Origin of the sequence: Fodinibius sediminis (assembly GCF_900182555.1) — a bacterium.
GTDB classification, from domain to species: domain Bacteria; phylum Bacteroidota; class Rhodothermia; order Balneolales; family Balneolaceae; genus Fodinibius; species Fodinibius sediminis.
On the sequence record NZ_FXTH01000002.1, the window covers coordinates 197,352 to 210,077 of the forward strand.

10 protein-coding genes are annotated in these 12,726 nt (G+C 47.7%); 3 read left to right on the top strand and 7 right to left on the bottom strand.

The features are described 5' to 3' along the window. Positions 1-319 precede the first annotated feature (319 nt). The 5 genes from FN808_RS02930 to FN808_RS18825 all read right to left on the bottom strand — a co-directional run bounded on the left by FN808_RS02930 (position 320) and on the right by FN808_RS18825 (position 5,167). Positions 320-1,345, bottom strand: a complete 1,026-nt coding sequence (locus FN808_RS02930; protein WP_142713057.1) for an NAD-dependent epimerase/dehydratase family protein — start codon at positions 1,343-1,345, stop codon at positions 320-322. Positions 1,346-1,378: 33 nt separating this feature from the next. Next, complete coding sequence (locus FN808_RS02935) at positions 1,379-2,779, bottom strand: nucleotide sugar dehydrogenase (protein ID WP_142713058.1); 1,401 nt, start codon at positions 2,777-2,779, stop codon at positions 1,379-1,381. After that, complete coding sequence (gene gmd / locus FN808_RS02940) at positions 2,742-3,839, bottom strand: GDP-mannose 4,6-dehydratase (protein ID WP_142713059.1); 1,098 nt, start codon at positions 3,837-3,839, stop codon at positions 2,742-2,744. The genes FN808_RS02935 and gmd overlap by 38 nt, the downstream gene beginning before the upstream one ends. A gap of 54 nt (positions 3,840-3,893) precedes the next feature. Continuing rightward, positions 3,894-4,841, bottom strand: coding sequence for a GDP-L-fucose synthase family protein (locus FN808_RS02945; protein WP_142713060.1), 948 nt, complete (start codon positions 4,839-4,841; stop codon positions 3,894-3,896). A 188-nt stretch (positions 4,842-5,029) separates the two neighbouring features. Continuing rightward, on the bottom strand, positions 5,030-5,167 hold the full coding sequence (locus FN808_RS18825) for a hypothetical protein (protein WP_185958224.1): 138 nt from the start codon (positions 5,165-5,167) through the stop codon (positions 5,030-5,032). Between the two features lie 55 nt (positions 5,168-5,222). Between FN808_RS18825 and mtaB the strand changes: the two genes are divergently transcribed. The 3 genes from mtaB to dnaB all read left to right on the top strand — a co-directional run bounded on the left by mtaB (position 5,223) and on the right by dnaB (position 9,022). Beyond that, on the top strand, positions 5,223-6,557 hold the full coding sequence (mtaB, locus tag FN808_RS02950) for a tRNA (N(6)-L-threonylcarbamoyladenosine(37)-C(2))-methylthiotransferase MtaB (RefSeq protein ID WP_142713061.1): 1,335 nt from the start codon (positions 5,223-5,225) through the stop codon (positions 6,555-6,557). 8 nt (positions 6,558-6,565) lie between these two features. Beyond that, positions 6,566-7,381, top strand: coding sequence for a uracil-DNA glycosylase (locus FN808_RS02955; RefSeq protein WP_142713062.1), 816 nt, complete (start codon positions 6,566-6,568; stop codon positions 7,379-7,381). Between the two features lie 183 nt (positions 7,382-7,564). Beyond that, positions 7,565-9,022, top strand: a complete 1,458-nt coding sequence (gene dnaB, locus FN808_RS02960; protein ID WP_246068269.1) for a replicative DNA helicase — start codon at positions 7,565-7,567, stop codon at positions 9,020-9,022. A gap of 34 nt (positions 9,023-9,056) precedes the next feature. Here the strand turns inward: dnaB and FN808_RS02965 are convergent, their stop codons facing one another. After that, positions 9,057-10,064, bottom strand: coding sequence for a glycosyltransferase family 2 protein (locus tag FN808_RS02965; protein WP_185958225.1), 1,008 nt, complete (start codon positions 10,062-10,064; stop codon positions 9,057-9,059). A 420-nt stretch (positions 10,065-10,484) separates the two neighbouring features. Continuing rightward, a complete protein-coding gene (locus tag FN808_RS02970) occupies positions 10,485-12,428 on the bottom strand; it encodes an ATP-binding protein (protein ID WP_142713066.1) in 1,944 nt (647 codons plus the stop codon). Positions 12,429-12,726: the final 298 nt, after the last annotated feature.

The following is a 12,726-nucleotide window of genomic DNA, read 5'->3' on the forward strand; positions in this document are numbered from 1 at the left end:
GTCATCTAAGCGCTTCCCGGAAGGCTTAAGGGCACTGCCGTAAAAGAACAATGGACGTGATGGATAGGATGACCATGGCAGTCACACTCCCAGGTCTGAACAACCATGAAACAATAAGATGATAGATAGCCTATATCTCCCCGGATGGACAAAGATCCAATCGACAAGCGATAACCGCCCTCATTCATTTTCTATAGAACGAGGGGGCGTGCATTTCTAATGGAGCAGGCCCAGGGTGGGATCTCCTTTCTCCTCCCCTCCATACACCGACCGGTCGGTCCTGTGAAGTCCTCACCCGATTTCCGAGTTCACAACCTCACTACACCCAATACAGTTCACTTGTCACCTGATTGGTTTGCAACAGGTATTTCAGCTGTTTAAGCCGGGTATAGGGTCTGGCTTCAAATATCTCCGGCTCCATATCAATCTTGTTAAAAATCTCGTAAAGCTCCTTCGCTCCATCCTCCGCGGTATACGCACAGGAAAAGCCGGGAAGTTCACTATTAATTTTATCAAAGGATACACGGTAACTTCTGTTATCTCCCCCGTTTGATCCGAAGGTCGTTTTACAGCCCGGAAAAGCTTCGCCGACGATTTCAGCAATTTCCCTGACTCTGAAGTTTTCTCTTGTATCCCCCACATTGAAGACCTGGTTGTGCACCGCTTCCCTCGGGGCCTCCAGCACGCATCCAAAAGCCTTGCTGATGTCTTTGATATGCACAAGCGGGCGCCACGGCATGCCATCACTGGTCATTTCAATGACGCCCGTCGTCCATGCCAGACCTGATAAATTGTTCAATACGATATCGAAACGCATTCTGGGTGAAGGTCCATAGGCTGTGGCGTTCCTCATGAACGTGGGTGAAAAATCATCGTCCGCCAACTTGCTGACGTCTCGTTCTACTCTCGTCTTACATTCGGCATAGGCCGTCTGTGGGTTGACCTCTGACGCTTCTGTCTTATAGCTGTCGTTCCCCTCTCCATAGACGCTGCATGAGGAGGCATATATAAATTTTTGGATCCCCATATCCTTGCAAAGCTTGGCCAGCTGCACACTTCCCATGTGATTTATCTTAAAGGTAATTTCAGGATTCAGCTTTCCAAGTGGGTCATTGGAAAGTTCCGCCAGGTGAACCACCGCATCAAAACCTTCGAGATCCTTCGGGACGATGTTCCTCAAATCTTTATGAATATAGGATGGGTATACCATCTCGCCGTTGTTAAAAAGCCATCCCCCCCGGTAAAATCCAGTATCAAGCCCCGTCACCTCGTGACCCCTGCTCAGTAAATATGGTCCCAGAACTGACCCTATATATCCATCTGTACCCGTTACAAGAACTTTCATAATCATCTCTCCTCAGTTTATTTTATCTCTTGTTTATGCTTTCCAAATTTGATTTTTTCCCCTTGCCTTCACCTGCTTCATAGCATTTCTTGTATCAATAATAATATCGTTCCAGTCTGCAAGCTCCTGGTAATTAATGTCGGAATGGTTTGTAGCGATAATAACAGCATCAAAAGAGGAAATGGTATCCCTGTTCCATGACACCGTCTGTAAACCCGCCCATTGGCCATGCTCTCTCGTCTCCCATATTTCAGGAATATAGTGGTCGTAATAGGATACGTTTGCCCCATATCCCTTGAGCAAATCCATAAGTTTAAAAGTGGGTGATTCCCTCAGATCGTCTACATCGGGTTTATAAGCTAAACCTACAATTAAAATGCGGCTGTCGTTCAAGGCTTTCTCATGAGCATTCAATGCCATGATTGTCCTGTCAATAACATAGCGCGGCATGCTGGTGTTAATTTCGCCCGCCAGTTCAATAAATCGAGTATGCTGATCATATTCCCGGGCTTTCCACGTCAGATAGAAAGGATCAATCGGGATACAGTGCCCTCCCAGGCCGGGTCCAGGCGTAAATTTCATAAAACCAAAGGGCTTGGTATCTGCTGCATCAAGAACTTCATGAACATCAATGCCCATCTCCTGAAAAACAACTTTCAGTTCATTAACCAATGCGATATTAACCGATCGGAAAATATTTTCAGTGAGCTTAACAGCCTCAGCCGTTCTGTTATTAGAAACAGGTACGGTTTCCACCACGATGGTATCATACAGGGCCCGGGCAGCTGCCAGGGCTTCTGGTTCATTGGCACCGACCACCTTGGGAATTTTTGAGGTGTTGAATGTAGCATTTCCAGGATCTTCCCGCTCCGGACTGTAGGCAACAAAAAAATCTTCTCCCGTTTTAAGTCCCGAGACCTCTTCAAGGATGGGGACGATCAATTCATCGGTGGTACCCGGATAGGATGTTGACTCCAGAATGATGAGCTGACCTTTCCGAAGATGTTCAGCTACCGTATGTGCTGTTTGCTCAACATACTGCATATCCGGTTCCCGATAGGTATTCAGCGGCGTTGGTACACACATGATGACAGCATCAGCTTGAGCAAGACCGGAAAAATCCTGTGTTGCCCTGCATCGACCAGAAGCCGCCAGTTTCTCCATCATCGTAAACCCGAGATGCTTGATATAGGGACGTCCGCTGGCAAGCTTCTCAATCTTGTCCGGGTCCACATCGAAACCAACCACTGGAAATCCGGCCTCATGAAAAGTCCACAGGAGGGGCAGTCCCACATATCCCAGCCCGATGATGCCTACCCGGGCGCTTCTGTTTTGTATCCGGTGGATAAGCTTGTCCTTTATCCCGGCAGCCCCCTCTTTCCCCGATACCTTGGTATCATTGGATATATTTTGAAATCTTGGCAAAATCTTCATTGTTGTCTATGACCAAATTTATTTTATCCTGATCTTCCTCGATCATCTCGGCGACCAACTCATCAAATGTATATTTGGGATACCACCCGAGCTGCTCGTGGGCCTTGGTAGCATCCCCGATCAACAGATCCACCTCGGTGGGGCGAAAGTAACGGGGATCGATCTCAATAACGGTATCCCCGGTATCGGCATTGATCCCCTTCTCATCAATGCCCTCACCGATCCATTCGAGCCTGATTCCCGCATGGCGGAACGCTCGTTCACAAAATTCACGCACGCTGTGCGTCTCACCCGTGGCGAGTACATAGTCCTCGGGATCCTCCTGCTGCAGCATCAGATACATCCCCTCGATATAATCTTTGGCATGGCCCCAGTCTCGCTGGGCTTCAAGGTTACCCAGGTATGTTTTATCCTGTACCCCGGCCGCTATGCGCACAGCTGCCCGAGTGATTTTCCGTGTAACAAATGTCTCCCCGCGTACAGGTGATTCGTGGTTGAACAAAATTCCGTTCACGGCATACATGTCGTAGGCTTCTCGGTAGTTTACAACAATCCAATAGGCATATAGTTTTGATGCCGCATAGGGAGAGCGGGGATAGAAAGGCGTTTTCTCACTTTGTGGGACTTCCTGGACTTTTCCAAAAAGCTCGCTCGTCGAGGCCTGGTAAAATTTGGTCTTCTGTGTTAAATCCAATATTCGAATGGCTTCAAGCAGCCGAAGAACCCCCAGGGCATCGCTGTTTGCGGTATATTCAGGGGCATCAAATGATACCTGCACATGACTTTGGGCCCCCAAATTATAGATTTCGTCCGGCTGTACATCCTGTATTATTCGTATCAGATTGGTGGAGTCGGTTAAATCACCGTAGTGTAAATGAAAAGGTAACCCCCGGGTGTGCGGATCCTGATATATGTGATCAATCCTGCCGGTATTAAAGGAACTGGATCGCCGCTTGATACCATGAACTTCATAGCCCTTGTGCAGCAGGAATTCAGCCAGGTAAGAGCCATCTTGTCCCGTTACACCTGTAATTAATGCCACTTTCTTCTCTTTCAAAATAACCTCTAATTTATCTATGTTTGAATTTACAAAGCACTGGCAGCCTGCTCTATGCTATATCGTTACTTCCTTCAATGCATTTCTGTGGTTAATAAACCAGCGATAGGTTCGTTCAAGCCCGGTCTTAAGATCTGTTCTATGGTGCCAGCCTTCCGAATGGATCTTTGAAACATCCAGTAGTTTACGGGGTGTGCCATCTGGTTTGCTTTTATCCCATACTATATCGCCCTGGTGCCCGGTAATCTGTTGAACAATTTTGGCCAGCTTCTTTATGGACAGGTCCTCGCCCGTCCCGATATTGTACATGCTATCCCCTAGCCGGTTTTCATAGGCAAACAAGACAGCCTCTGCCAAATCCTGTACGAACAAAAACTCTCTCCGCGGGCGGCCGGTGCCCCAAAGCCTGACCGGTTGATGCCCGTTCTCACTGGCCTCGTGAAACTTTCGAATCATGGCTGGAACCACATGCGAGGTTTCAAGGTCAAAATTATCTCTGGGCCCGTATAAGTTTGTGGGCATCAGGGTGAAATAGTTTCGACCATACTGTTTGCCTAAAGCTTCACACAGCTTTAGCCCGGCAATCTTGGCCACAGCATACCATTGGTTGGTTGGTTCAAGCGCACCAGTTAACAAATATTCTTCCTTGAGAGGCTGGGAAGCATTCCTGGGATAGATGCATGAGCTGCCTAAAAACACCAATTGCTCAACATCATTCTCATGGGCCGCATTGATTACATTATTCTGTATTGCCAGGTTATCGTACAGAAACTGGTATGGGTATTGATCGTTGGCCAGAATGCCACCCACGCGGGCTGCAGCCAGAATAATGGCCTGAGGCTGCTCTGCTGTTATGAATGATACCACCTCCTGCTGATTTCGAAGATCCAGTTCGCTGCTTGTTCGCGTTATAATATTGGAATAGCCCCTTCTCTGAAAAACATCAAGCACCGTCGATCCTACCAGTCCCCCGTGACCAGCTATATATATTTTATCCTCTTTCATATGATAGATGTATGGATGTCAAAAACCATGTTGACAATATGTAGTACATCCTATGGTCACAACAATTATGCCAACTCCATCACGTCCCTTTTCAATAGGTGCAGTGCCACTCTTCCGCTCTACCAGCTGATCCGGGCAATGATTGGAGAGTAATTATTATATACCGTTCCCGGGGATGGGCAAAAATGTTACGTCTCTTCACTGCTGCTTGCTCGTCCCCGCACGGAAAAAATAATAACCGGATCCTGAAGCCGGCCTTCCCCTGTGGCCCACCCCTGCCGATATACGTCGATATTTTTACAACTGTTTTGTATTTTAGATTGCATTAATGATCAATGCTCAAAAGGGATTCCCAGCGAATCTAAGCTAACAAACCAATTGATGAAGAAAGTTGCTTTTAAAACCCTTGGCTGCAAGCTGAACTACTCGGAGACCATGGCCATTCAGCGTGACTTTGAACAGGCCGACTACCGCGTTACAGATTTCGACACACAGGCTGATATCTATATTATCAATACCTGCTCGGTAACGCAGAGCGCCAACAGCACCTGCCGCAAAACCGTTCGAAGAGCCCTGCGCAGAAATCCTGAAGCCTTTGTGGCTGTCATCGGTTGTTATGCTCAGCTTGAACCCGGCGAAATTGCTGAAATTGACGGTGTGGATGCCGTTCTTGGTGCACAGAACAAGTTTAATCTCCTTGAACTTTTCGACGATTTCAGCAAGCGGTCAGAACCCATGGTCTACAACGCCGATGTCAACGAAGCCGTTGACTTTCACAACGCTTTTTCGGCCGACGATCGTACCCGGGCCTTTCTGAAGGTCCAGGACGGGTGCAGCTACAGCTGCTCGTTTTGTACAATACCCATGGCCAGGGGGGAGAGCCGCAGTCCCGGTATAGCATCTGTGGTAGAGAATGCGGAGCTCCTGGTGGAGGAAGGATTCAAAGAAATCGTTGTCACCGGCGTTAATGCCGGTGATTTCGGCCGGGGGCGGGATGAGGATTTCTTTATGCTGCTCCAGGAACTGGATGAGGTGGATGGTCTGGAACGTATCCGGTTTTCGTCGGTTGAACCAAACCTTATGCATGAGGAACTCATTCACTATACAGCCGAATCTAAAAAGATCCAGCCCCATTTTCATATGCCCCTGCAAAGCGGAAGTGACCAGATGCTGGGTCTTATGAGACGCCGGTACCAATCCGGACTATATCGTGAGCGGGTAGAACTGATAAAAAAGCTGATGCCTGATGCTGCAATCGGTGTTGACGTCATTACGGGACATCCGGGGGAAACGGAAGAGCTTTTCCGGGAATCCTATGATTTTATTGACGCTCTTCCGGTCTCTTATCTCCACGTTTTTACCTATTCCGAGCGACCAAACACACACGCTCTTACGATCCAGCCCAGCATTCAGGACAGTATTCGCAAAGCGCGTACGCACAAGCTTCGCCGGCTGTCCAAGAAAAAGCGGTTCGCCTTTGATACCTCCTTTGCTGGGAGTGTCCGCCCGGTCCTTTTTGAGGGGGCCGACCATAATGGCGCCATGCTTGGATGGACCGATAATTACGTTCGCGTAGGCATCCCCTACAACCCTCATTATGAAAATAAAATTCTCCCTGTCCAGCTCGGGGCACGTACCAGAGAAGGGTACCTGATTGGGGAATTAACTCCCGAAGCCAAGGAAGAGCAGCAGGTTATCGCAGAACTTACAGCTTAACGATCCCGATGGATAATTCTGAACAATCTCCCCGGAAACTCATTGATGACATCATCCATTTTATCAGCCAGGAACGCAGCCTCTACGGCGATTTCATGGTAAATGAAACTAATGCTGCAGCTGAAGAGGAGGCTTCTGTCACTGATGATTCCTCATCCTCCTCCCCTGTTCGCACTCCCGAAGCAAAATCATCCGATCCGCCGGATAAAGACTCCGCCGGCAAAGCAGCAGACAATATCTATGACCAAATCAACCAATGTAATACCCTTGAAGAGCTGGAGGCACTCTGTCGAAAGGCCGATGTACTTCGTACCGACTTACAGGGAACTCAGCTCGTTTTTGGGGTCGGCAATCCCAAGGCTGACCTTATGCTCATTGGCGAAGCGCCTGGCGCCGAGGAAGATAAGCAGGGCGAACCTTTTGTGGGCAGAGCGGGACAACTGCTTGATAAAATTCTTGCAGCGATCAACTTTAAACGAGACGAAGTCTATATTGCCAATATTCTGAAACATCGGCCACCGAAAAATCGAAACCCCAAGCCGGAGGAGCGGGAGCGCAGCCTGCCTTTTTTACTGCGCCAGATCGATTTGGTAAATCCCAAGCTTATTTTATCGCTTGGCAAAGTTTCAGCCCAGACGCTGCTCGATAAAAACCTGTCGCTTTCAAAAATGAGGGGAAAATTTCACCCTTTCCGTGATAAATATGAGCTGCTGGCAACCTATCACCCTGCAGCTCTGCTTCGCCACTCCAAGTGGAAGCGCCCCACCTGGAAGGATGTTCAGCGGCTCCGCAAACGCTATGATGAACTCGGCGGTAAGCCTTAATTTTTTCTATTTGCGTCGGGATTTTTACTTCGTTTAAAGCCGTGCATTTGTTATACTTTATGATCCCATAATCGTTCTAAAGTTTGGGCCATGAAAAGTACTACTCATCCTTTTTGCTAATCAGATTTTCTTGTTTAAATGGCGTCACCAGGATCCAATTTTAAGAACAATACGTCACAGCAAATGCTTGGTAAGGAAGGAAGGGTCCCACCGCAGGCTGTTGAAGTGGAAGAAGCTGTTTTGGGATCAATGCTGATCGAGCATGAGGCCGCTACGGTTGCTCTGCAAATGCTTTCAGGCAATGATTTTTATAAACCCGCACACCAGCACATCTTTGAGGTTCTCCACGATCTATATGAACGAGACAATCCCCTCGACCTGCTAACGGTCGAAAATGAACTACGCGACAAGGGTTTACTGGATACCTGTGGAGGAGCCGGTTATCTTTCTGAACTTACGAGATCGGTCAGCTCAGCCGCCAATGTTGACTATCATGCCCAGATTATTGCTGAAAAAGCAACCAAACGAAATCTCATTCTCGGCTGCACCGATATCATCAAAGAAGCCTATGACAGTTCTTCCGATCCCTATGATGTGCTGGATAAGGCCGAGCAGCGGATTTTCGATCTTGCCAACTCCAAGCAGCGTGCCCAGGCTCAACCCATCGGTGATGTGCTCAAAGATACCCTCTCGCACCTCGAAGACATTCGCGGAAAATCAGCCGGTATCACCGGCGTCCCCACGGGCACGGATGTCGATAATAAAACAGCCGGGTGGCAGGATGGTGATCTTATTATCATAGCTGCCCGCCCCTCCATGGGTAAAACAGCTTATGTGTTGACAACAGCCCGCAACGCGGCTCTCCACCAGGATCCAAAAATGCAGACCAAGGTTGCCATTTTCAGCCTTGAGATGTCCAACCAGTCCCTGGTGCAGCGCCTGCTTACCATGGAGGGACGCATTAACGCACAATCTGCGCGTTCCGGCCGTTTGAATGATGAAGAATTTAAGCGACTGATTGATGCGGCCGGACGATTGTTTACGGCTAACATTTTTGTGGATGATACCCCCGGGCTCAGCCTCATGGAACTGCGTACAAAGTGCCGGCGACTTAAAAGTGAACATGATATTGGGCTGATCATCATCGACTACCTGCAGCTCATGACTGCTTCCGGGAAAGACTTTGGCACGCGCGAACAGGAAATTGCTTCAATATCACGAGGTCTCAAGGCCCTGGCGAAAGAACTGAATGTGCCGGTCGTGGCCCTGTCTCAGTTAAGCCGGGCCGTGGAACAGCGGGGCGGCGACAAGCGGCCACAACTCAGTGACCTTCGTGAATCCGGCTCTATTGAGCAGGACGCGGATGTCGTCTGTTTTCTCTATCGTCCGGAGTATTATGGCATAAAAACCACCCCGGAAGGACAGTCGACCACAGGGTTGGCCGAAGTTATTATAGGCAAACAGCGAAATGGCCCCGTCGGCAGTGTGCCTCTCTACTTTGTTAAAGATTATGCCCGATTTGAAAACCTGACAACGGCCGATTCCGGTCCATTTGAAGAGGGACCCAGTGATTCAAAGAGTGGAACCGGAACACCTCCCATGGGACACAGTCCCGGTTCCGATGAAGAGGCCCCCTTCTGATGAGTACAGATCAATTTAGGCTCGACTTTCCTAATTAAACAATCGATTTGTACGCCTGGAAGTAGGTGTTGATGGTATACAAGCCCATTGCCAGGTTGGTCGTCCCCAAGAGACCCACGAACAGCCACAACCACACAAAAGTCAACGTCCCCCCCGCAAATATCCATCCTGCTATATTAGCGGCAATCATCAAAGCAGTAAAAACCAGCATCGTCATGACAGAAGGCGTCAGCATATCCAAAACCTTCTTGAAATAGGTCGGTGATCTTCGGCTAAGCGCCGCCTTGCAAAATTCAGGCAAATAGCGTCGCACGAGAGAAATCTGCTTACTATTGCTCCATAAAAGACGTTTTCTGGACTCTCCATTGCTTCCTGGAAGCTGTTTCCAGACAACCGCCTCCGGTGCGAAGTCTACATCTATACCATTGAGTTGCAGCCTGAGCCCATAGTCCGTGTCTTTTTCCAGGGAATGAATCAACTCCAAATTCTCGTGGAGTGTATCAGTGGAGAAGCAAAAATTATTCCCTCTCAGGTCCATGCTGTACTTCAGCCCTTTCCGTCCCACCGGGTGAAACAAATTTCTTGTGAAAAAATTCATCTGCCGGCTGTCGTGTTCTCTCACGCTGGATTGCGGCAGCATCAGGCTGCTGCTCTGAATGACTTTGCTTCCATGATCCAGGTAGTAATTTATGACGTCCAGGTAATTGCCTGAAATCAGACTTTCGGATTCGATAACCAGTACAGCGTCATACGCATTGGAGCCATTCAGAATTTGCTCAATAATCCCGGACAAGGTGTATTCCTGGCTCCTATTTGTCATAGTATCCCCGTTGTATACAATGGCTCCCATTTCGCGGGCAACCCGGGCGGCCTCTTCTGAAAAACGATCGCCCAGCAGGATCACATCATACAGATTCTTTGGATAGACCAGGCCAAAAAGACTGTACAACGACTTTGATAGAACCTGTTCATCCTGTGTTGCTGACAGCACTATGGCAAAATATCGATTCCGGTCGGCCTGTAAAGAATTTTTCTTTCTCATCCTCAGTTCATAGACATTGCGTATCAGCTGATAACTGAGCAATAGTATGATCAAACCAGCCAAACCATATTGTATTACTGAAAGGATAATCATTTAAAGCACCCTGGAAATCCTGGTATGTTATCCAATAATGAAATAGGAAAAACAGGCCCCGGCCCTGTCTTCGCTTTGTACCGGGGGCTACCTGATTCTGCTGTATCAGTGGACCTTTTGCTCACCATTCTACCTTTTTTTGAGAAAAACTCTCATTTTAACTACTCCCCTTCATCTCAATTATCTTCTTTATTAACCTGCAACAAATGTACCATTACCATCATGCATCGCCACTGCCCTTCATAAACCAGTCGCTTATAAACAGATGACGATCATAATGTATTCGTCACGCTCTCTCTGTAATTTATGGTAGATCAACCCATCAGATTATTGATGGTTCTTGCCATTTCCATCATTTCGTGGAAAAGTCAGCTCAGGGACCTGTACCACCGGAGCCTTGATTGCAGTGAAGTGCTCATTCAATTTTTGCTGATCTGAACAATCAACATCTATGAAAATGCCCGATGGATCTTCCCTTTTATAAATTTCATGGATCACTCCCCACTTCAGCGGCTCCAGATAGATACGATCGACGAAAGACATCCACAGCGAAGAAGATTCCGTATTATCCGTAACCAGTATGATGGAGTACCCCAACCGCCGCGCCTCGTTAATTAACAGCAAGGTAGGGATGAGGGATGACACCCCCTGGGGCCCTGCGTGTTCGGAGGCCAGCACCATAATTGTTTTATCGGGATCCTTCCCCCTCGCAGGTTGGGGAAAAGTGGCCGAAATCAAAGGCAGATCTACTTGATACTCCTCCCGCTGCTCTGAAATATCTTTTTCTGTGATTCCAGGATATTTCAACGAGAGGATACTGGTTATCCGACTATCTGAAAAACCACAGCTTCTTAAATTTTTCCACTGTAATTTTGCCACCGTCGTAACAGATTCCTGCTGTAACTGCCATTCAAGATCCACAATTAACTTTATATGGACCAAAAACCAAGAATCTATATGTGTGGCTCGTTGGAGGTCTTCGACTGAAACCCCAATACTCAGTGCCTGGTACAGATGAAACAATTCATCCCAGTACGGATGCTGCAGGCACTGGTTTATAGATTCCCGACCTGTGATTATCGTGTTTCCATCGCCATACCTGGCATCACCTTCGCGCCAGGCTTTCTGCAAAACCTCGCAGAAATTATGGCCTATATATATCTTTTCCTCCTTTGGCTGCTCTCCTGCAGATGAACAAAGATCTCCTGTCCCGTTTTTATTTCCGGGAACAGACAGCAGGACCCGATCGGTGTTCTTATGCTCGAACCCCCTCTCTAAGCCCAATTCCCGAAGCCTGCTCCCCATCGCCAGCTTGGTAAGCACTTTATACAAGGGGATTCCGGCACTGAGAGAAACCAGGGCAGACCGGTTGATATTAAATGAAACGTCCGAGACCAAAATATTTCCCTTGCTGGAATCGAGAATAAATTTTACGCGACAGAAACCGGCAAAATCTTCAAGTTCTTTCACAAGCTTAAGCGCTGCCTTGTATAAAAACCTACGGTCATCGGTATTGAGCGTCTGGACAGGACTGATTGAAAGCCGCTCGCTTGAGGCAAAAACCGGCATGACATTTTCCGAGGTCCATATGACTCTCGCTGTGCCCCCCTGATCTTTTAGAATGCCAATACTCACCTCCTTGCCATCCACCGGGCATTCTTCTGCATATAGTTTTTCAGAACAGTCTCCTTCAAAATGTCGTTTTACCTTTTTATTAAAGTCCTTAAGCTTGGCAACGGTTGTTCGCTCATTTCTTCCGGTATGCAGTGTGACCGGAAGGCCACCCATACTTTTTAGTATTTCCGGGACCTCATCCACCGAAAGAATATCAGCACAGCCCGGCTGTTGTAAATTGGCTTTGGATATAGCTATTCGAAGTTTCTGAAATCGCTTGTATTCGTAACCGGTGGGCAGATTGGCATTGATCAGTCGAACATTATTTTGCTTCCAATAACCGCACTCCTCCAGTTTTTGAACCATTTCCCATCCTTTTGAGTCTATAAAGGGGGCAAAGACAGCATCAATGTTCTCTTTATTAAGGATGGCATCTACAGCAGCCTGCGAAAAGGAGGAGGAATAACTCGTCACATTGAGAATGGTACTTATCACCTGCTCCGTGCCAACACTTGTCATGAGTATGGGACGTTTGCCCTCTTCCATCAAGGCTTCACAACACTGGATTTCACCGCCGGCTGAATTATAATTTCCATTGATCGGTCTCTCTCCCGTTCCGACAAGTAAAATACTTTCTTTTGCATCTTTGAATTTCATTAAACTCCCCCATTCTGTTAAAGTACGGTAGTTGCCATCTTACAAAATCGTAAGTGCCAGTCGCCACTGCTATTCATGACCAGTGCCACCGTCAATAATAAGAACAACTTCCGTGCCAAGGGTGCCATTTGCCACTTTATGCCCAGCAGCTCCGCTAAACAGAGTCTTATCTCTTTAATGGTGCGGATTAATTGCACGTGTTTTTTTACATCGTGAAAAATATCTACATCTTTTCTGGGTAAACCGATGGTTAACTGAACCAAAGATGACAGAAGGCCCTGTGGCATGTATCACAAGC

Coding starts and splice junctions, on each gene's coding strand:
- FN808_RS02930 (WP_142713057.1), bottom strand. CDS start 1,345: ATGAAAGTTCTTGTAACGGGTACAGATGGATATATAGGGTCAGTTCTG.
- FN808_RS02935 (WP_142713058.1), bottom strand. CDS start 2,779: ATGAAGATTTTGCCAAGATTTCAAAATATATCCAATGATACCAAGGTA.
- FN808_RS02945 (WP_142713060.1), bottom strand. CDS start 4,841: ATGAAAGAGGATAAAATATATATAGCTGGTCACGGGGGACTGGTAGGA.
- FN808_RS18825 (WP_185958224.1), bottom strand. CDS start 5,167: ATGCAATCTAAAATACAAAACAGTTGTAAAAATATCGACGTATATCGG.
- mtaB (WP_142713061.1), top strand. CDS start 5,223: ATGAAGAAAGTTGCTTTTAAAACCCTTGGCTGCAAGCTGAACTACTCG.
- FN808_RS02955 (WP_142713062.1), top strand. CDS start 6,566: ATGGATAATTCTGAACAATCTCCCCGGAAACTCATTGATGACATCATC.
- dnaB (WP_246068269.1), top strand. CDS start 7,565: ATGCTTGGTAAGGAAGGAAGGGTCCCACCGCAGGCTGTTGAAGTGGAA.
- FN808_RS02965 (WP_185958225.1), bottom strand. CDS start 10,064: ATGAGAAAGAAAAATTCTTTACAGGCCGACCGGAATCGATATTTTGCC.
- FN808_RS02970 (WP_142713066.1), bottom strand. CDS start 12,428: ATGAAATTCAAAGATGCAAAAGAAAGTATTTTACTTGTCGGAACGGGA.